Genomic DNA, 20,398 nt, shown 5'->3' with positions numbered 1-20,398 from the left:
GCCCGCTGTTTGGGCGTTGTTCACATCGCCCAGCAGCAACAAGGCTTTACCCTTAGTACCTTGTGTGCACAATACGAACCCATTTGCAGCAGATTCTGCCTTAACAATCTGGCTTTGGTTGGTTAGTCCCACGGCTTTGCGTGTGGCAATAAGGCGTTTCAGCGACTGCTTGTACATCTTCCAGTGGCGCAGAAATACGCATGGCGTGCCCGGCATGGTAAGTATGTAAGCGTTGGCCGCCAATACGTTGGCATATAGTTGGGCACCGCCGTTTTCTTTGGGGCGGCCCGTATCGTGATTGTCTACAAAGGTAACTGCGTAACGACTATAAGCTTGGTCGGCGGCAAGCGTTGCATCGGTAAGTCTGTTCCAACTGCCTTGCCCGAAGGCATCGTTGATGGCATACTTCATGGGGAAGTCGAAGGCGGCACTTTGTATGGCACCGTTCGCACGCGTTCCCTCAATCCATTCTTTCACCTTTTGAACATTTCCGTCCCAATATTCGCCCACCGAGAACTTGGGATTGGCAGACGTATTGTACTCGCCTATGTAGTGTGCGGCATAGCCTTTCACCATGTCGTACCTGAAACCATCGTACCCTAAGTCGGTAAGCAGGAACGAAAGATAGGCCTTGATGTTGTCGCGAACGTTCTGTCGGGTGTGGTCTAGGTCGCGTCCGCCCCCGAAATCGTCGCCCGTGTCGGCCGCACCCGTTACGTTGTAGCCGTTTGCCTTCGTGTTCCCACCGTCGTCGTTGGCGCAGATGTCGGCCAAAGTCCACGTCATGGTCTTGCCGTTCCATTTCTCTGTGGGGAAGTCGCACCAGTTGGTGTTGCCTGCTCGGTGGTTAATCACCACGTCTTCTATAATTCCTGTCCCCTTACTTTTAAAGGTTTTAATCATTTGGCGCAATTCTGCTTCGGTGCCGAACGCGCTTAAATGGTTGAACCACCAAATGGGCAGGTAGCCCATTTGCATGTGGGTGGTGTTGCAATAGCCCGATTGCGGCACCCATATTTGGTTAAAGGCGGCCGACAACTCTGTGGCCTGAGCCTCTAATGTGGTCCAATGGGTGTCGTCGTAGCTGTCCCAATAAAATCCTTGGAGCATCACGCCGGTGTAGTTTTGTGGCCATCCTTGGGCCAAAGCCTTGGTGCAGACAGTTAGCAACAGGGCTGTTAAAAGTGTAAAGAGCTTTTTCATAAGTTTTTAGCGATTGATTGTTCGGGGCTAAGTTCGTAAAAATTTGCGTACGATGGCGTGTTCAATGCGCGATAAGTTGCACTCTTTTTGCGCAACCGATTGCACTACTGAGCCTCTCTTCGCTTTTGAATGGAATGGCAATGGCTTGGTTTTGGGTGCAAGTTTGTGGGCTTTGTTGCCTATTGTTGCAACCTCATGCGTGCGAATGAATGGCTAAGTGCGTGTTTGCAGGTTGAAAAAAGTAACAGACTTGTACGCTTACAACTCGAAAACTCAACAATTTTCTCCTTTTTATGGTATTACGAAAACAAATCTAACACGTTTATTAGGTATGTAAAATAAAAAATGTAACTTTGCAAATAGTGGGCTTGAACAGACATTTTACTTATCAAACTTATATGCAATGAAACAGAATATACGCTTAACAAGCTGCACAAAGGCAGCAAATGATAGTGAATTGGCGAAAAAAAGAGTGGGGCAAGGCCTGTTAAAGCTAGCCTTATTCTTCGTAATGCTTTTCGTTGCAGGCTCTTTCTCGGCCTCCGCGCAGCAGTCTAATAGTTCGGACGTGGCTCAGTTTGCTGCGAAAATGGACAAGGCGAAGTGGAAGAAATCAGGCTTGGGCTTTACTTATCCCAGCTTTTTTGTCGCTCGCGAAGTGTTCGACGACGACATTCCTACCCTTTATAACACATATAGTTGGCGCAAGGTGATGCTGGGATACTGCTTGCTTGGTGCATGGGCGGTGATAGACGATAACTTTCCAAATGAGGGGCAGCAGCTTATCAACAAGGTTAAGATGAAGAAAATCACTTATTACCCTAGGGGCAAAGGCGTGTTTTCGGGCTTTACCAACGATGGGCGCATATTTTATGCGAAGTGTAAGCCCACAGAGGGAGGTATGGTTACGCATTTGGAAGTGTTGGCTTTAATCTATCCCAAGAGTTATCAAAAGAGCGTGGACGTGCTGATTAAGCAGATTGCCAGTTGGTAGCCAGCAACGCTTGTCTGTTTTGCCATTAGTTCGTGGCTTAACAAAAGGCAGCCGTCTGGTTTAAAACGGTGTTTAAGTTGCAATAGGATATAGCCTCTCTATAAACGGCATCGTCGTACATTAGATAATATTAAACAGAGAAAGGAAACCCCATGAAACCAAACGGAAAGAACATTTGCGCGGCCTTAAAGCAGGTGAGAAAGCGCGTGGCCGACACCAACGGCATTGTATATGCCCCCAAAGAATGCCACTTTGAGGGCGACTGCAACGGCACTTGTCCTGCTTGCGAGGCCGAAGTGCGATACTTGGAGCATCAGCTTAGCCTACTGCGAAAGGCAGGAAAGGCAGCGGCGGTTATGGGCGTGGCCGTGGGAACGACGTTGGTTGCGGGATGTAAATCGGGCAATGCAAATGCTACTTCTACAACACCACAACGCATAGCCCAATGCAGTAACTTGAAGACAGACAATAATATATCCTCAGCATCCGATACATTACGCACTGATACGGGGAGTACTAAAAGAGAGTATATATTTGGTGATCTTCCCAAAGGGTGGGATTCGACCCATGAGACCAATACAATTGCTAAGCCTTCCTCACGTGATAAGATTGCGCCAGCCAAGCTAAAGAAGAAAAACAACGCCCAGACAACACCCCAAAAGAATAAGAAGAAAGGGCGCAAAAGGCGTTAAGGGAGAGGCCAAGTTGTTACAGAGAAATAACCAGACACAATAAAAACAAATGCGTATGAAGTCGAACGGAAAGAACATTTGCGCGGCCTTAAAGCAGGTGAGAAAGCGCGTGGCCGACACCAACGGCATTGCGTACACCCCCAAAGAATGCCACTTTGAGGGCGACTGCAACGGCACTTGCCCGGCTTGCGAGGCCGAAGTGCGATATTTAGAGCATCAGCTTAGCCTGCTGCGAAAGGCGGGAAAGGCTGCGACGGTTATGGGCGTGGCCGTGGGAATGACGATGGTTGCGGGATGTAAATCGGGCAATGCAAATGCCCCTTCTGCCTCTCCGCAAGGCCAAGGCCAAACAAACCGCGTGGAAACAGGCAGTAATACGATCCCTACACCCCAGACATCGTGTACGGATACCTCGTTGATAAAGAACACAAGGCATTCGGGAGAAGAAATTATACTGACGGGAGAAATTGCCGAAGACGACTCTGTGGAATCGCCGAAAGTTGATCCTTACGACCCTTTCCCGTTGGGTAAGATTGCGCCAGCTAAGCTAAAGAAGAAAAACAACGCCCAGACAACACCCCAAAAGAATAAGAAGAAAGGGCGCAGAAGGCGTTAAGAGAGCACCTAAGTTGTTACAGAGAAACAACCCAGACACAATAAAAACAAATGCGTATGAAGTCGAACGGAAAGAACATTTGCGCGGCCTTAAAGCAGGTGAGAAAGCGCGTGGCCGATACCAACGGCATTGTATATGCCCCCAAAGAATGCCACTTTGAGGGCGACTGCAACGGCACTTGCCCGGCATGCGAGGCCGAAGTGCGATACTTGGAGCATCAGCTTAGCCTGCTTCGAAAGGCAGGAAAGGCAGCGACGGTTATGGGCGTGGCCATGGGAATGACGATGGTTGCGGGATGTAAGACAAGCAATGGGAACGCTACTCCTACCTCTCCGCAAGGCCCAGGCCAAACAAACCGCGTGGAAACAGGAAACAATACGAACCCCACACCCACGGCATCGCGCACGGATACTTCGTTGATAAAGGACACAAGACATTCGGGAGAAGACCCCATACCGATGGGAGAAATTATTGAAGACGACTCTGTGGGCTCGCCGAAAGTTGATCCTTGCGACCCTTTCCCACTTGGTAAGATTGGGCCAGCCAAGCCAAAGAAGAAAAATAACGCCCAGAAAACGCCCCAAAAGAGTAAGAAAAAGGGGGGCGGTAAGGGAGAGTCTAAGTTGTTACAGAGAAGTGACCAGACACGATTAAAAACAGACGCGTATGAAGTCGAACGGAAAGAACATTTGCCATGCGTTGAAGACGATACGTAAGCAAGTGGCCGATGCCAACGGCATCCACTACACCCCTGCACCTTGCCGTTTCGATGGCGATTGCAGCGGCACTTGCCCGGCTTGCGAGGCCGAAGTGCAGTATATAGAAAGCCAATTGGGCAGGCTACGCTTGGCAGGTAAGGCCGTTAAGGTGGCAGGTTTGGCTCTCGGACTGACGATGGTTGCTGGCTGTAACTCCTCTTCGGGTACTCCACCTTCCGCAACGGACAAGTCGGCAGCAGCCAACGAAACCTCCCCAACAACCCAACCCAACCCACAACCGCAAGCAAACGCCCTTGTGTCGGCCGCCGATGAAGGTGCAAAACCCCACGCAAGGCACTATCATGTGCGTGGAAACAGCGGGCGTGCAGTGAAGAAAGGCGCGGCACAAGCCGACACGACGGCCATATATATGGCCGATTCTAGCGGATATGCACTACCCGAAGTGTCGGTAACGGGAAAGACCGTGCAGAAGATATGCAACATTGCTGGCGGCATACCCTATTACCAACGCATTGCTCGTAATCGCAACCATGTTTATCTAAATCCCGAAATCAGCCCCCGATACAAGAAAGGCGACGAGGCGATGCGGCAGTTTATTGCAGACCATATCCGCATTACGCCCCGCATGTCTGCCGCTTGTGGGCAGGTCAAAGTTAAGGTGGCGTGTGTGGTTGAACGCAATGGCAGACTCTCGGCCATGCGTGTTATCCAGTCGGCAGACTCTCTTTACGATGCCGAAGCCATACGTGTGTTGAAGGAGATGCCTCGTTGGAAACCTGCGCGAATGGAAGGTAAGCGTGTTCGTTCGCTTGTGGTGATAGCCGTTCCCTTTGTGTTAAAGTAGGCTGATGCCGCCTGGTGGATGGAGGTGTAACACATAACATCAACGTTTTCGTTAAGCCAAATGAACAATGTCGAGCTTGCTCGAACATTGTCATGGCGAGAAAACGCACTTTTCGAGAAACGAAAAAGAACGTTTTCGTTAAGCCAAATGAACAATGTCGAGCTTGCTCGAACATTGTCATGGCGAGAATTGGAAATCGCCAACACGGAGCTTTGGGCGAAGTGGAAAGGCAAAATGCACTTTTCGAGAAACGAAAAAGAACCAAGAACTTAAACATATACTTCGCATGAAACCAAACGGAAAGAACATTTGTGCGGCCTTAAAGCAGGTAAGAAAGCGCGTGGCCGACACCAACGGCATTACATATGCCCCGAAAGAATGCCACTTTGAGGGCAATTGCAATGGCACTTGCCCCGCATGCGAGGCCGAAGTGCGCTACTTGGAACATCAACTTGACCTGCTGCGAAAGACAGGAAAGGCAGTAACGGTTATGGGGGTGGCCTTGGGAATGACCTTAGCAACGGGGTGTTCTAGTGCCTCAAAGTCCTGTACTCCTATACCAACGGTGGAAGCACCTGAGAATATATTGGGCGAATTAAAGTATGAACCCCCTAAGCAGTTGCAAGAGAAAGGCTTGCATAAAGACTCTTTGCTTGATTGCGACTCGGTTTTTGTGGACTCGATAGCGACTTATGAAGAAGAGAATGCGTTGTTTTCTAACCTCCAAGAGCAACGAAAGGATATGTCGTCAAATACTTAATTCCGCCTAGAACACGCCACAACTATGAATATAACTTAAACAGATACTCCCCATGAAACCAAACGGAAAGAACATTTGCGCGGCCTTAAAGCAAGTGAGAAAGCGCGTGGCCGACACCAACGGCATTGTATACGCCCCGAAAGAATGCCACTTTGAGGGCAGTTGCAATGGCACTTGTCCTGCTTGTGAGGCCGAAGTGCGCTACTTGGAACATCAACTTAACCTGCTGCGAAAGGCAGGAAAGGCGGTAACGGTTATGGGTGTGGCCTTGGGAATGACCTTAACAACGGGGTGTAAACAGGGCAACGCCCCGAAGGCTTTGCAAGAAACGCAGGACAGCGTAAAAGCAAGCGAAAACCAAATGACAACAGGATTGGTTTTCCCGAAAGAGCGAACAACCTGTTCAGAAACCGATTCTGTGTCCGAAGATGCGACAGGGGAGATTATTCGCAGCGGCGAACTGGGATGATCAGGAACAAAAAAAGGAAAAGAGGAGAAGAATACGAAAGGTGCGGAAGGTCACGAAATTTGTTCCGCCGAGTAATAAGTAGCAGCCTGTTTGGCCATTTGCCCACACATCGAAGTTGTCTTCACTTTTAATATTTCTGTAATTTGAGAGGAGTCTGTTGTCTTTGCAATGCCCACACAAGTAAACACTCCTCTCAAAACGAAGTGTAGGACAAATCAACTTACTGCCTTATAAGCTGACGCCCCCGACAAACTCCCGACTGCATAAATCCACAAGCCCACAAGCCCACAAACCCATCAACTCACAAACTTACAAGCTCACCAACTCGTCAATTTACAAACTCACCAACTTATCAACTTGCAAGCTTACAAACTCGCAAACTCACCAACTTACAAACTTACCAAACCACAAACTTAAAATCTTAAATTTTATTTTACAATATCACTCTTGTTTTCACGCCGTTCTAGCGAAAATATAGGTTAAAAAGTAGGTGAATAACTACTATTTCTGGTCTTTCATATCTTTTGTTTTGTCTATTTTTAAGAATGTGAGCTGCGTTTTGCACCATTTTGCCTTTCTAGTTTGGTTGCCAACTCGTATTTTTTCAACCCCAAAATCCCCACTTTTAGCCCCTAAAACCCACTTTTTAGCCGCTATTTTGCCCTTTTCGGCCATGTGTTTCATGGTTCTAAAAGGTTTTGTTTATACACTTTCAGTGGATATTTATACCTTTCGTGTCGCATTAAGCAGTATTTAGCACTGCGTTTTGCACCATTTTGTCTTGCATTTAGCAGCATTTTAGCTTGCGTTTAGCACCAAAACGCATTGCATTTAGCGGCATATTGCACTCCGTTTAGCACCAAAACGCATGGTATTTTGCTGCAAATAGCCCAAAATCTGGTGCAAATGTCAGTCTGTTGGAATATAAATTCATTTTGCTGCATTCGCATGCTACCCCCTTTTTGCATCAAAACAAACCTTCGCGAGAATCGAATATTTGCGGCCGAGTGAGCGATTGGTGAACAAAAAGGGCACTTATAATGTTAAATTTCTTGCTGAAAACTAGACAAACACGATTGTGCCGCACACATGCGCGTGGGCAACGGCACAGAAAACACGTACGCTTACCACTGCCAGCGCGAGCCTTTGCAGGCCATGCTGCTCACGGCCAACGGAAACAACATCATGGAAATGCAGAAACAATCTGCCACTGATAGCCGGTTTTCTGCTTGTAGAGAAGGTGTTGAACGACTTCCGCCAGGTTGTTTTTTGATACACAACCACGTTTCGACACAGACCAATTGGGCAGAAATTCAGATTTTATCGTGTCTTTGTCCAGTACTTCGCACATGGGCAGCGTGTTTGTCTTGGTTTTACTGCACAAGGACAATAAACTCCGCTCAATTTATAGAAATATTAAAAGTCAAGACGAGTTTATCGTGCGCATTCTTCGTTTTTTTATCGTAACTTTGCAGATGTTGAGGCATGCAAAATCGTTCGCCCAAAGGCAACACGTTGCAAAGGCTGATGTTCGGCCATGCCCATACACATCTTTAATATAAGGAAACAACACAAGGAAAAATGAAAATAGCACTTATCGTGGCAATGGATAAGGAGTTTGTACAGCTCCGTTCGTTGCTCGAAAACGAAAAGGTAGAGACGCATCGCAACCTTACTTTCGTTACAGGAAACATCGGAACAAACGAACTTGTTTTGTTGCAATGCGGTATAGGAAAGGTGAACAGCACCATCGGAGCCGTGGAAACCATTACCCGTTACGCGCCCCAGCTGGTGATTTCTACGGGTGTTGCTGGCGGTGCCGACGTGGAAATGAAGCCCTTAGAAGTGGTGGTGGGCACGCATTATGCCTACCACGACCTGTATTGTGGCACCGATGTGGCCTACGGACAGCTGCCTGGCTTGCCCCCATGCTTTGATGCCGCTGCCGAAATGGTTAGCCGCGCGCTTTCGATTAAAGGCGAAACGCCCATTCATGGCGGACTTATCGTTAGCGGAGATTGGTTTGTTGACAGTAAGGAAAAGATGCGCAGCATACTCGAACACTTCCCCAATGCCAAGGCGGTAGACATGGAAAGCTGTTCCATAGCCCACACCTGTCACCGCTATCAAACGCCGTTCGTTAGTTTTCGCATCATCAGCGACGTGCCACTAAAAGACGAAAAGGCCGCGCAATATTTCGACTTTTGGGAACGAATGGCCAATGGCTCGTTCGCTGTGGTTAGCCAATTCGTGCAGAGTCTTTAAGCCCTGGCCGTGCCTTTACGGGCTAAGCGCGAACCGCTTGACAACAAAACAACTTTACACCATATTATAAAGGGCAACCCAGCGGTTGCCCAACATCACCCCTTAAACAAGAAAACAAAATGGATAAGATACCTAGTTTTACCATCGACCACAACAAACTGAAACGTGGCATATACGTGAGCCGTAAAGACAACGTTGGAAACGATGTTGTTACCACCTTCGACATCCGCATGAAAGAACCCAACCGCGAACCCATTTTGGAGCAGGGCGCTATCCATACGATGGAACATTTGGCCGCCACCTTTCTGCGTAACGACCCCGAATGGAAAGACCGCGTGGTGTATTGGGGACCTATGGGATGCCTTACGGGCAACTATCTGCTGATGAAAGGCGACTTGCAGTCGGCCGACATCGTAGACTTGATGCGCCGCACGTTTGAGTTTGTGGCTGATTTCGAGGGCGAAGTGCCTGGCACCACCGCCAAAGACTGCGGCAACTACTTGCTACACGACCTGCCTGCGGCTCGCCGCGAGGCGCGCAAGTATGTGGACGAAGTGTTGAATAACATGAAAGAAGAAAACCTTATTTATCCAGAATAGACGCAATATGACCAATGAAGAGCACCGCATTGCAGGTGGGCAAGCGGGCGAACAGCCTGTAACTTTGCCCATAGGGCCACCTAAGCACATGCCATACGTAAAGCCTATGCTGTATGTTAAGCAGACGGCAGGTAGCATCGACTTCTCGTTTAAGAACTATAAAACGCAATATCCCGCTGCCATTCCCTTGGTGGTGTGTTTCGTTTATTTCGTGGTAATGGTCTTAGGTGGTGTCAATCCGTTTTTCACCACTGCCCAAGACTGCTTGGAATGGGGTGGGGGACAGCGAGAAAGCATATATGTTGACGGCGAATGGTGGCGGCTTGTCACCAATGTTTTCGCCCATGCCGACGTGATACACCTCATGAGTAACGCTGCATCGTATGTATATGGAGCGATGTTCTTGTTAGAGATAATGTCGCCCAGAAAGGTGGTAGCGGTGTTTATTACTTGTGGCGTGGTGGGCAGTTTGGTCTGTTCGGTCACCAATAGTTATGTTTTCCTTGGCGCATCGGGTGGCGTTTTGGGCTTTTATGGTGCGTTTATTGGTTACGCATTGCTAGACACCAGCGTGTTTCAACGCCACAAGACAGCCTTCTATATCGCCTTGGGCCTGGTTGCCCTAAGCATATTGAGCAGTTTTAGGGTTGGCATAAGCCTTACCATACATGCTGTTGGCCTGCTCACAGGCTTTCTTATCGGCTGCGTACTGCCTTTGTGGAAACAACGAAATGGGGATTAAGCCCTAAAAGCAAAGTGGAGAATGGCAATTAAGGCAGGTTCTAAAAATTACCTTTGCTGTATTTTTAGCTTTTAGTTGAGCAGGTTTTGCATACTTCTTGAAGGAGCATGGTGCACTATGCGACTGAAAGAGTAAGCGAAAGATGCCAGCTAAAAGCAAAAAGACAGTGAAGAGCAATACAAGGAACAACAATCGAACTTTTGCGGGGAATTTTTAGAACATGCCTTTAGAAAAAGGCTGAAAGCTTGGGCACTGGCTGTCGGTTGGGCTGGAAGTAAATCTCGCATTCGTCATTTACCATAAAAAACTCCCCGCAACGTGTGGCGAACCACAGCTGCGGGGAGTAAGTTTTCGCAAGCGAAGGCAACCTTGTTGCCTGGTGTCTTAGCGACGCAGACCAAGAGCCTTGATGATGGCGCGATAGCGTTCGATGTCGCGGTCGTACAGATAGTCGAGCAAACGGCGACGCTTACCTACCAACATGGTCAATGATCTTTCCGTGTTATAATCTTTACGGTTCTTTTTCAAGTGTTCCGTCAAATGGGAAATACGGTAGGAGAACAATGCTATCTGGCTCTCAGCAGAACCAGTATCAGAGTTAGACTTCCCGTATTGTCCAAAGATCTCTTGTTTTTTTGCTTGATCTAAATACATAGAACTTTTGTTTATAAAATGGTTTTGTGCATAAATGCGGGTGCAAAGGTAATGCTTTTTATTGGTTCAACCATCCTCTTTACCAACCTTTTATCGCGCAATGTGATGATTTTTAACAAATAGGGGTGGCCTCTTTCTCGCCTTTTCCGCTTCTTTCATTGCTTTTATTCCTTGTCCACGTAGTTTTTCCGCGCCGTTTTCATCGCCTTTGTCACTGGTTCTACGCTTTTTTTGGTTGGCTCTTGGCAGTGGTACTTTTGCTTGCTGCGCGCAAAAAAGTTTTTCTTTCTCTCGCCTTTTTATTACCTTTGCACCGTTTTTAATAACAAATCATTTTATGTACAAATCATTATTCAACAAGCGTGCGAGCCTGCGTTTCACGCATTTCTCTCGTAAAGGATATGCGCTTTTCTCGTGTTTGGGAAAAGAAGTTATCGTGGGCACGCTGAGCGTTGCAACCTTGGCGCATGCCAAGGCTGAAGGCGTGAGCACCCGCACCCCGTTGGCAGCAGACACCCTTACGCATAAGGAGCTGAAACTGGACGAGGCTGTGGTAACTGGTTCGCGTGCGCCGCTCACCGCCTTGCAGGCGGCTAAGGTTGTTGCCGTTATCACCAGCGACGATATTCAGCGGGCTGCGGCAACCAGTGTTAACGACGTTTTAAAGTTAGTCTCGGGCGTGGATGTCCGTCAGCGCGGAGGCTTTGGTGTACAGACGGACATCTCTATCAACGGCGGAACGTTCGACCAGATTACCATTCTGTTGAATGGCGTGAACATTAGCAACCCCCAAACAGGGCACAACGCCGCCGATTTTCCCGTTTCTCTTTCTGATATCGACCGCATTGAGGTGCTCGAAGGCGCATCGGCACGTGTCTTTGGCGCATCGGCTTTTAGCGGTGCCATCAACATCGTGACCAAAACCGAGGGCCCAAAGCGGCGTTAGGCTGTCGGCCGATGGTGGTTCGTTTGGCACATTTGGTGGCAGTGCGGCCCTTAGTTTGGTGTCGAAGGCCGTGAGCCAGCAGCTTAGCGGTGGTTATTCGCAGTCGGATGGCGGAACAATCAACACTTATTTTCGTAAACGACAGGGCTATTACCAAGGCAATTTCGCGGCAAACGCGGTAGACTTGTTTTGGCAAGCCGGCCTTATTTCTAAGGATTACGGCGCAGGAACATTCTATGGCATCGCCAGCGACAACCAATATGAGGCCACGCGAAGGTTTATCGCCTCGGTGGGTAGCAACATCCGACCCGTGGCCAACAACGTGCTGACCCTCTCGCCAACCATTTATTGGCAGCGCAACTGGGACCATTACCAATGGAAACGCGGCATGACGGGTGCCGCAAAAGGCGAGAACTACCACCGAACAGACGTGTTTGGCGGGTCGTTAAACACGGTGGTAAACTGGCTGCTGGGCAAAACGGCCCTTGGGGCAGACCTTCGTAAGGAGGTGATTTACAGCACGGCGTACGGCGAAACCTTGCCTGCCGACCAATGGAAAAGCATACATGGCAGCGACAGAATGTACGAAAGACGGGGCGAAAGAACCAACACGAGCTTGTTTTTAGAGCATAATGTGGTGTTGGAACACTTTACGCTCTCGGCCGGTTTGTTGGCTAACCACAACACGTGGCTATCGGGCGGTTTGCGGTTTTACCCAGGTGTAGACATTTCTTGGCGGCCAAACGTGCAATGGAAGGTGTATGCCTCGTGGAACAAGGCCTTGCGTTTGCCAACTTATACCGACCTCTACATCAGCAACCGCGCACAGGTGGGCGACATGAACCTTAACCCCGAACGCGTGAACACCTACAAGCTGGGGGCGCGTTATCGCACAACGGCACTTGAAACGCAACTGAACGCCTTTTATAGCAATGGGCGCGACATGATTGACTGGGTGTTCGAGACGGCTGCATCAACGCGTTATCATGCCCTGAACATTGGCAAACTGGACAACATGGGGGCCTCGCTAGACCTCGCTTTCATGCCAAGAGAATTGTGGGCAAACAGTCCCTTCACGGCCGTTAAGTTGGGTTATGCCTACATTCACCAACAGCACGAAACCACGCAACCCATACATAAGTCGCTCTATGCCTTGGAATACCTGCGCCATAAGTTTACGGCATCGGTAGACCATCACATCGTTTCGCGCCTCTCGGCTCACTGGGCGATGCGCTGGCAACAACGTATGAATGGCTATCACCCCTATACCAAGGTAGACTTAAAGCTGCAATGGACGGCACCCAGCTATTCGCTTTATGTACAGGCCGATAACCTTACGGCTCATCCTTATTACGATTTGGGCGGCGTTAAGCAGCCTGGACTGTGGGTGATGGCTGGAGGCAGCGTTAAGCTGAATTGGTAACCAAAGGCTAAACGGACCCTACTACTCCAGTTGAAAGGCTCGTAACAGGGTATAGCGGCAAATTTCTCTTTGCGAGAAGTTTGCCGCTACTTTGTGTGTTTGCAATATCGGGCTTGCGTCGTTGTTGTGCAAGTGTTATTTAACGCTATTTGTTTAGCGAGATGTTTGATAAGTGTTACCTTTGTATGTAATTAACAACAAACAATTATGGAGTATAAGAAACTAGGAGCAACAGACCTCCGCTTGTCGGTTATCACCTATGGTTCGTTTGCTATTGGGGGCACAATGTGGGGTGGAAATGAAGCGGCTGATTCGATAGCGGCTGTTCGCGCATCTATCGATAATGGCATAACGAGCATCGATACCGCACCTTTCTATGGGTTCGGGCTGAGCGAGGAGGTGATTGGGAAGGCCATTAAGGGCTACGATCGTTCGCGTTTGCAGCTGCTAACAAAGTTCGGATTGGTGTGGGATGGCAGTAACGCAGGTCGTGGCGAACGTACTAGCGATGCGCTGAAAGATGGTAAAACCGTTAGTGTTTACAAATATGCGAGTAGGGGAAACATACTTAAAGAGGTGGAAGAGAGCCTTAAACGATTGGATACCGACTATATCGACTTGCTGCAACTGCATTGGCCAGACAGCACAACGCCCATCAGTGAGACAATGGAAACACTGGACTTGCTGGTGAAACAGGGAAAAATAAGGGCTGCTGCGGTGTGTAATTACAGCGTTGAACAGCTGGAGGAGGCTGCCAAAAGTATTCAGTTGGCAAGTAACCAGGTGCCTTACAGCATGCTGAACCGCCGAATTGAGGCGCAACTTGTGCCTTATGCACTGAAAAATAATTTGGGAATAATAGCTTATAGTCCGATGGCGCGTGGCTTACTTACTGGAAAATACTTCGAAGGAAGCCGCTTGAAGGCAGACGACCATCGTAATGAATATTTCTCGCGATTTAACTTAGAACGCGTTGAAGCGATGCTTAACCGTCTTAAACCGCTCGCAGAAGAGAAACAGGCGACGTTGGCGCAACTTGTTCTGAGGTGGACTACGCTGCAAAAGGGTATTAGCGTGGTGCTTGCTGGAGCGCGAAACGCCACACAAGCCATTAGCAATGCTGCTGCAATGAGTTTCTCGCTTTCTAACGAAGAACTGCTGTTTATCAACCGCGAGGTAGACGCTTGTACAGCCCCATAATGTATTTGGCAAGAGTTTTGGTTTGCTTGGGTGTTGCCTAAAAGCAGCTTCTGCCTGGTGGCTGATGGGGACGGGCTGGCTGAAAACTTGCAGCTTACACCAGGAAACCTTATTAATACAGGTGCTAGCGCATGTGCGTTTAAAGCAAAATCGGGATTGCCCGATGCCCCAAGTGGAGTGTTGGGACAATCCTGATGACGTGTGTTACAAACCTTATTACTGGTTTACCACCACCTGCGCATCTCTGTATGCCTTGTCTACAACGAGCAACATGATGGGACGGATGTAGAAATCGCGCTTTTCGCCCACCTTTACCTTGTAGTTGAGGTTGATAACCGAGGCGTTGCCGCTTAGAGATACGGCGGTGATGTCGGTTTCGCAGTCGGTTTCGGGCAGAACAATGGGCAGCACAAACTCGTTGGCGAAGTCAACGCGAGTGGGTTCGCCGCCTTTTCCCATGAATGCAGCCAAGCCGAAAAACCTGTCGAAGTCTTTGTCGTTGGTTATTTTTTGCCCCACAGCTAGTTCTTGTCCTTGGTTCAGAAAGAAATTCCGTGCCTCGTGATAGCTGATTTGCTCAATGTCGTTGTTGGTTTGTTTGCTGGCAGTGCAGGCTGTTGTTAGGGTAATCATACATAGAACCGCGAGGGCGGCGCATAGTATGCTTTTCGTTTGCTTTTTCATTGTGGTAAAGTGATTTGTTTCGTAAGTTGACGTAGCCAGGGTAGGCATTCTGCTCAACTTTCGGCCATTCTCTATATGGGCAAGTGGAGAAGTGAGGGCATAAAAAAAGTCTAAAGTGACATGGTTAGATGCACGCCTTAGACCCTTTTTCCTATTCCTTCATGAAGTCTTGCCCCTATTTGTTGTGCCTTACGCTAAGGGCAAGTTCCTGTTGTTGTGAAAAATCCCCACGTATATTTGTTACGTGTACCATATAGAAGAATCTACTGTTTGACCGTAAAGTTCTTCTTCATTGTAAACATTGTCGAGCTCATAGTCTTCCTGACCATAACTCTTTCTTTTAAGTTTCATGGTTTAACCTCCCTTGGGGCCCGTGGTCTCTGATAGACCCCTGTTAGTTGGTGATAGATGAAGAGACCGTCATCTGGTTGTTATAGATAGTAGAGTAACAATTAATGAAAACTATACTGAAATGCTGTATTAGTGACATTGCTCTGCAAAGATACACAATTATCTGTTAAGTTGTTACTTTTATAGTTCCTTTTTTCTGTGATTTAGCACTTTTTTAATTATTAAGCTAATGTATTTTCACTTTGTTGATTTATTTTTTAGTATATTTTAGTAGTTTTCTTTTAACGTTAAGTCGCGATAATTTACATTCTGTTAAGTTTTCGTATGCCAATTGTGCGCTTTTTGTTTACAACCTGAAAGTGCTAAATCGGTGTAGGGTGACAATGTGTGTTGGCGGATGTTTTGGATTAAACGATTTGCAAGAGCGATGTCTTTCACACCATTTTATGGCGCGCAAAGAATGCTTTTCCGTACTTTATCCTTATCTTTGTGGGGCAAACAACAAATAGAATCATGATGAAATCATTGCAGAACCGAACAACCATACGCCGATATAAGGCCGACGACGTGAGCGAACAGTTGCTCAACGGCTTGCTGGAACAGGCCGCACGTACACAAACAATGGGTAACTTGCAGTTGTACAGCGTGGTGGTTACGCGCGATGCAAGCCAAAAACGCCGACTTGCACCTGCCCATTTCAATCAGCCAATGACCACGCAAGCCCCTGTGGTGCTAACCATTTGTGCCGATTTCAGGCGTACCACGCTTTGGGCCGAACAGAGAAAGGGGCATCCTGGCTACGACAACTTTCTGTCGTTTATGAATGCGGCCACAGATGCCTTGCTCTTTACGCAGACTTTTTGCTGCTTGGCCGAAGAAGAGGGGCTGGGGTATTGTTTTCTTGGCACAACCATTTATAACGCCCAGCAGATTATAGACGTGCTGGAACTGCCGCATTTGGTGGTGCCTGTGGCTACGCTTACCCTTGGTTGGCCCGACGAACAGCCTGCATTGAGCGACCGACTTCCGCTTTCTGCCTTTGTTCACGATGAGGTTTATCGCGACTATACGCCCACGAAGATAGACGACTTTTATGCGGCGAAAGAAGATTTAGCCATTAACAAGGCCTTTGTTGCCGAGAACAAGAAGGAGACTTTGGCGCAGGTTTACACCGATGTCCGCTACACCAAGGTGGCCAACGAAGCCATGTCGGAGGCACTTTTAAAGGTGCTGAGACAACAAGGCTTTGTGTGATAGGCTTTGGTTTGCTGCACGAAAGAACATTGTATGCTACGCGCACGCGCGCACACGCGCGTGTATATATAAGGTGTGGGCTTATGGGCGAAGGGATGTTTGCGCACCGTTCCATCCAGCGTTAACGAGATAAGGCTTGGTGTGGGTGTATGGGCGAAGGGATGTTTGCACACCAGTTGCGTTTGGCTAGATATAAAATGAAAATGGCTAAAACAATCGTTAGGAAACAAATTTACATTCTTTCTGTCTGCTTGTCCGTGGTGGAGAAGGAATGGCCATCCGCATGTTCGAAGTTGTCTGCTATGGTTGGTGTGGCTTGTCTGGTGCTTTTGTCAATTAAAAGAGTCAAACAGAATTGGATTAAGGCAGCCACTGTTGCAGCGTTAGCAAATGGAAGTACCCCCTTCCCCCCCCCCTCGTGTGGGGGGGTGTTGATGACAGGCTGTGCACGTCTTGCTTTCTTCTAACGGCAATTTCCCAAAGGCAATTCTGTTTGACTATAACTTTGTAGATTTTCTTTTGTTTTATCTTGCATTTCATGAAAAATAAACGTACCTTTGCCAAAGGATACCATAACAAAAACACAAATGCGAGGTTGACATGTGGGGTGCGTGCCGTGTTAATGGGCAGATAGTGCACTGTTGCCATGTTACGCAAAGCCGTGGAAAAGATGAATATCTGTTTTAGAAACCAAGAAGAACGTTTTCGTTAAGCCAAATGAACAACGTCGAGCTTGCTCGGACATTGTCATGGCGAGAAAACGCACTTTTCGAGGAACGAGAAAAGAACGTCTGCGTTAAGCCAAATGAACAGTATCGAGTTTGCTCGAACATTGTCATGGCGAGAAAACGCACTTTTCGAGTAACAAAAAGAACATAGCATTAACACTATCAATAATCTAAATTGTACGCTTATGAAAAAGAAATTACTCTATCTTGTATTCGTGGCCTTAGCGGCTATGACAGCAAGCTTGTTGTCGTTAACATCATGTAGTAAGGACAATGATAAGGATGAAGAGGCTGCATCTGTTGCTGAACTTCAAGCAAAGTTCGTGGGCGAATGGAAGGCCTTGGGGCTTTTTGATGAAAAGGGAGAGAAAACGAGTGGAGCAGCGGATATTCGTTTGATATTTCAAGCTGATGGAACTCTGATAACTTTGCTTAACGGAAAAGAAAATGATCGTGAGAAATGGAAAGTGAAAGTTGATGGAGATAAGAGATACTTGTACATGGGCATTTTGAAGTTTACTATACTTTCCTTAAACCAAGATGTTTTCGACGTGCAGTATTTCCCAACCGTCTTCAATAGATACCAAAGGGTAAAGACCGCTGCTCCTCCTAAGAAATAAGCCCGTTTATAGATAACGAAGGTGCATTCTAAGTACGCAACCATGTAAAACGCACCTGTTGTACCGATTAACACCTCGTGGTTTAGTAGACAGCTTGCCACTAATAGAGGGTTAACTTGTTCGCAGGTGGGGCGTTTTGTGACCATGCAACTGCATGGGTTACGCAAAATCAGCTCAAATAAGGGATAGTCTTACCTTGCAATGCGTTAGTGTTCTACAGCGTGAACTGGTTTCAATCATCGTGTTTGGCTATGTTTTCATAGGCCGAGAGGTCTAGTTCGTGGCCGTATTTTGTTTCCAAAGCCCGTATGTTTTGCAGGGTTTTGGCAAGGAAAGTCTTGTATTCTGCACCGTCGGGATTGAAGGGTTTGTGGCTTAATGCGGCTTGCAGGGGTTGCCATTCTTTTAAAAAAGTGTGGGCAGAGAATGAGAGATAGGCATCGGCAAAGCGTTGCCAGATGTATTCCACGGCCTGTTCAGAGGGATGGAGCATGTCGGGAGCATAGAAACGGTAATCGCGCAGCTCGTCGTTCATTAGCTCGTAGGCGGGAAAATAGGTTGTACAATCGGGTCGAAGGCCAAGCAAACGGTGCGTGGCCAAAAGCAGTGTGGCCTTTGATAAGCCGCTAGCCACAAAACCGTATTTGGCATAACGGATGGGGCTGACCGTGAGAACAATCTGCACTTGCGGGTTGCGCTCTTTCAAAATGGCGACAGCTTGTTGCAAAAAGTCCACGCATTCGTCTACCGACAGCTCCTTTTCCTCGAAAAGCTTTTGGGGTAGCTTCCGGCAATTGTCGGCAATCTCGCCGGTTTCTTTCCAGTAATAAACATGGTTCGTGCCCAAGGTAAAGATGGCCACAGCAGGACTTTCGCCACAGCGTTCCACGGTATGCAGAATGCTGGCGGGGTTGTACATCACGCCGTAAGGGTTAACCGTGGCCCGAAATTGGGCATCAACAAAGCGTTTGCCCATGTTCTGGGCAAAGCAAGAGCCTACGAGGAGTATGCGTTCGAAGGGTGGAATGTCGAATTTGGGCTGGGGGATGGTTACGGGAGTTTGCAGTTGCATCATGTTGAACGGTTTGCCTCTGTTGTGTTGTCTACCTCAATATAAAGGACGCGTACGCATTAATTGCATGGCTGTTGGTGGCATGTTCGTGCATCCTGATGGGTGAGGTTATATGGTGGTAGACCTGTATGGGGTATGCCACGAGTGGATATTGGGAACTTTTGCTCTTGTTGTATATAAGGTGCAACGGGGTGAAAGGCGGGCGAAAAAGGGCTATGGGCGAAGTTGCCGACTAGTATTTACGAAGCACTAGACAAACGGGTTTACCCAGATTGATGCGCTTTCCCGTGTCGACGAGTAGCCCCGTGTTGGCGTTTCGCTCGAAAATCTGTATCGTATTATCGTCACGGCAGGCAACAAGTAGATACTTGCCGTTGGGTGTTATGGCGAAGTTTCGGGGGTGAAGTCCCGTTAGTTGGTAGCCCACCTTGGTGAGCATGCCCGTTTGTGGGTTGATGGAGAAGATGGCAATGCCGTCTTTTTTCAGGCGATGCGACGTGTAGAGAAACTTGCCATCGGGACTAATGTGTATGTCGGCACTACCTCGTCCGCCTCCTTCGTCGGCCATTAACGATTGAATTTCGGTCAATTCCCCGTCGTTATAGCGCATAACCACGCATGTTCCGCCCAATTCGTTGATGAGATAGAGATACTTTCCGCCCTTGTCTAACGTGATGTGGCGCGGTCCTTCACCACGTTTTACTTCGTAGACCACCTGGGGGTTGGTTAAGATTTCCGTTCCGTTGGGTGAGAAATTAAATCTGTGTATGCAGTCGTTACCCAAGTCGGTGGCCAAGAAATACTTGCCATCGGGCGTGGGAAGTCCACAATGGATGTGCGAAACGGCTGCCGAATCGCGTCCGCTAAATCGCGTCTGTTGGGCAGTTCCGTGCAGTCTGCCTTGTTTGTCGAGCTTAAACGCACTGATGTCGCCACCCGAATAGTTGGCCGTTATTAGGCAATGCCCATCGGTGTAGAGGTTGCAAGGGTCGCTACCTGGTCGATTTTCGGGGTCGTTGAGCCTGTCGCCTGCCTTGGTAGAGACGAAAGTGGGGTTTGAAAGACGCCCCGTTTTCGGGTTGTAGTCAAAGCTATACGCCCCTTGTCGCCCATCGTTGAACTCGCTCACGGCATACAATCGGTTGCCGTTTGGCGACAAAACCACGAATGAGGGATTGCCTGCCTTGACCGAAGACCGAAGTGAGAAGTGTCCCGTTTCTTGGTTGAAGTGGAACACATAAATACCTTCCGAAGGGCTATCTTCGGTGTAAGTGCCAACAAAGAGGGTGAGTTGTGCAGACGATTTGCCTTTGGCGAAACCGCAAAGCGACAATGCCGAGAGGACAAGGGAAAGCAAAGGGCGGGGATGGAGCATGAGAATGGTGAATAGTGTGGGGTTTGAAATGCTGTTACTGCGGAGAGCTTAATGCTGCTTTTGCACTGCCATAATGGAGGGTGGAGTGGGGGAAAGCCCCCTTGTCTGCTTGTAATTGGCAGCACATCACTTTTAAATATGAAACTAACGACAGGGGGAAAGCCCCCTTGTCTGCTTATGATTGGCGG

19 protein-coding genes and 1 pseudogene are annotated in these 20,398 nt (G+C 48.3%); 14 read left to right on the top strand and 6 right to left on the bottom strand.

From position 1 onward, the window contains the following. On the bottom strand, positions 1-1,203 hold a 1,203-nt coding region (locus BN93_RS05240), incomplete at its 3' end, for an alpha-amylase family glycosyl hydrolase (RefSeq protein ID WP_052311362.1). Positions 1,204-1,606: 403 nt separating this feature from the next. On the opposite strand from BN93_RS05240, the gene BN93_RS05230 reads away from it, so the two are divergent. The 7 genes from BN93_RS05230 to BN93_RS05200 all read left to right on the top strand — a co-directional run bounded on the left by BN93_RS05230 (position 1,607) and on the right by BN93_RS05200 (position 6,297). Beyond that, positions 1,607-2,197 carry a hypothetical protein gene (locus tag BN93_RS05230; RefSeq protein WP_019187292.1) on the top strand — a complete coding sequence of 197 codons (591 nt, stop codon included), beginning with the start codon at positions 1,607-1,609 and terminating at the stop codon, positions 2,195-2,197. 152 nt (positions 2,198-2,349) lie between these two features. After that, the gene (locus BN93_RS05225) at positions 2,350-2,889 is read left to right on the top strand and encodes a hypothetical protein (RefSeq protein WP_019187291.1); all 540 of its coding nucleotides are present in this window, start codon (positions 2,350-2,352) and stop codon (positions 2,887-2,889) included. A 55-nt stretch (positions 2,890-2,944) separates the two neighbouring features. Continuing rightward, positions 2,945-3,505, top strand: coding sequence for a hypothetical protein (locus BN93_RS05220; protein WP_044259985.1), 561 nt, complete (start codon positions 2,945-2,947; stop codon positions 3,503-3,505). A gap of 56 nt (positions 3,506-3,561) precedes the next feature. Further along, positions 3,562-4,221: a hypothetical protein gene (locus BN93_RS18470; protein WP_232211113.1), complete on the top strand. Its 660-nt coding sequence runs from the start codon at positions 3,562-3,564 to the stop codon at positions 4,219-4,221. After that, positions 4,172-5,068 carry an energy transducer TonB gene (locus BN93_RS05210; protein ID WP_044259891.1) on the top strand — a complete coding sequence of 299 codons (897 nt, stop codon included), beginning with the start codon at positions 4,172-4,174 and terminating at the stop codon, positions 5,066-5,068. Before BN93_RS18470 ends, BN93_RS05210 begins: the two co-directional genes overlap by 50 nt. Before the next feature lie 286 nt (positions 5,069-5,354). Further along, positions 5,355-5,828: a membrane receptor RagA gene (locus tag BN93_RS18465; RefSeq protein WP_232211112.1), complete on the top strand. Its 474-nt coding sequence runs from the start codon at positions 5,355-5,357 to the stop codon at positions 5,826-5,828. A gap of 52 nt (positions 5,829-5,880) precedes the next feature. Continuing rightward, a complete protein-coding gene (locus tag BN93_RS05200; protein ID WP_019187286.1) occupies positions 5,881-6,297 on the top strand; it encodes a hypothetical protein in 417 nt (138 codons plus the stop codon). A gap of 501 nt (positions 6,298-6,798) precedes the next feature. Here the strand turns inward: BN93_RS05200 and BN93_RS05195 are convergent. Beyond that, complete coding sequence (locus tag BN93_RS05195) at positions 6,799-6,981, bottom strand: hypothetical protein (protein ID WP_019187285.1); 183 nt, start codon at positions 6,979-6,981, stop codon at positions 6,799-6,801. Between the two features lie 897 nt (positions 6,982-7,878). Here BN93_RS05195 and BN93_RS05185 point away from each other — a divergent pair. The 3 genes from BN93_RS05185 to BN93_RS05175 all read left to right on the top strand — a co-directional run bounded on the left by BN93_RS05185 (position 7,879) and on the right by BN93_RS05175 (position 9,903). Then, positions 7,879-8,562, top strand: a complete 684-nt coding sequence (locus BN93_RS05185; RefSeq protein WP_019187282.1) for a 5'-methylthioadenosine/adenosylhomocysteine nucleosidase — start codon at positions 7,879-7,881, stop codon at positions 8,560-8,562. Between the two features lie 119 nt (positions 8,563-8,681). Continuing rightward, the gene (locus BN93_RS05180) at positions 8,682-9,161 is read left to right on the top strand and encodes an S-ribosylhomocysteine lyase (RefSeq protein ID WP_019187281.1); all 480 of its coding nucleotides are present in this window, start codon (positions 8,682-8,684) and stop codon (positions 9,159-9,161) included. Positions 9,162-9,168: 7 nt separating this feature from the next. Then, positions 9,169-9,903 carry a rhomboid family intramembrane serine protease gene (locus tag BN93_RS05175; RefSeq protein WP_019187280.1) on the top strand — a complete coding sequence of 245 codons (735 nt, stop codon included), beginning with the start codon at positions 9,169-9,171 and terminating at the stop codon, positions 9,901-9,903. Between the two features lie 384 nt (positions 9,904-10,287). Here BN93_RS05175 and rpsO read toward each other — a convergent pair whose 3' ends face one another. Next, positions 10,288-10,557: a 30S ribosomal protein S15 gene (gene rpsO / locus BN93_RS05170; protein ID WP_009162388.1), complete on the bottom strand. Its 270-nt coding sequence runs from the start codon at positions 10,555-10,557 to the stop codon at positions 10,288-10,290. 337 nt (positions 10,558-10,894) lie between these two features. Between rpsO and BN93_RS05165 the strand changes: the two are divergent. Together BN93_RS05165 and BN93_RS05160 are read left to right on the top strand one after the other, a co-directional pair. Beyond that, positions 10,895-12,926, top strand: a pseudogene (locus BN93_RS05165) (TonB-dependent receptor plug domain-containing protein). A gap of 207 nt (positions 12,927-13,133) precedes the next feature. Further along, positions 13,134-14,126, top strand: coding sequence for an aldo/keto reductase (locus BN93_RS05160; RefSeq protein ID WP_019187278.1), 993 nt, complete (start codon positions 13,134-13,136; stop codon positions 14,124-14,126). Between the two features lie 216 nt (positions 14,127-14,342). On the opposite strand, the gene BN93_RS05155 is transcribed toward BN93_RS05160, so the two are convergent. Next, positions 14,343-14,810, bottom strand: a complete 468-nt coding sequence (locus BN93_RS05155; protein WP_044259981.1) for a hypothetical protein — start codon at positions 14,808-14,810, stop codon at positions 14,343-14,345. Positions 14,811-15,677: 867 nt separating this feature from the next. On the opposite strand from BN93_RS05155, the gene BN93_RS05150 reads away from it, so the two are divergent. Together BN93_RS05150 and BN93_RS05140 are read left to right on the top strand one after the other, a co-directional pair. After that, positions 15,678-16,415, top strand: a complete 738-nt coding sequence (locus tag BN93_RS05150; RefSeq protein ID WP_019187276.1) for a nitroreductase family protein — start codon at positions 15,678-15,680, stop codon at positions 16,413-16,415. Positions 16,416-17,328: 913 nt separating this feature from the next. Beyond that, a complete protein-coding gene (locus tag BN93_RS05140; protein ID WP_019187274.1) occupies positions 17,329-17,763 on the top strand; it encodes a hypothetical protein in 435 nt (144 codons plus the stop codon). Positions 17,764-17,995: 232 nt separating this feature from the next. Here the strand turns inward: BN93_RS05140 and BN93_RS05135 are convergent, their stop codons facing one another. Both BN93_RS05135 and BN93_RS05130 read right to left on the bottom strand, forming a co-directional pair. Beyond that, positions 17,996-18,835 (bottom strand): GSCFA domain-containing protein, encoded by an 840-nt coding sequence (locus BN93_RS05135; protein ID WP_044259978.1) that lies wholly within the window; start codon positions 18,833-18,835, stop codon positions 17,996-17,998. Positions 18,836-19,067: 232 nt separating this feature from the next. After that, positions 19,068-20,210 (bottom strand): lactonase family protein, encoded by a 1,143-nt coding sequence (locus BN93_RS05130; protein WP_044259890.1) that lies wholly within the window; start codon positions 20,208-20,210, stop codon positions 19,068-19,070. Positions 20,211-20,398: the final 188 nt, after the last annotated feature.

Source organism: Prevotella conceptionensis 9403948, assembly GCF_000312305.1.
GTDB classification, from domain to species: domain Bacteria; phylum Bacteroidota; class Bacteroidia; order Bacteroidales; family Bacteroidaceae; genus Prevotella; species Prevotella conceptionensis.
The sequence above is the reverse complement of the archived record's forward strand: the minus strand, read 5'-3'. Positions and strand labels throughout refer to the sequence as shown.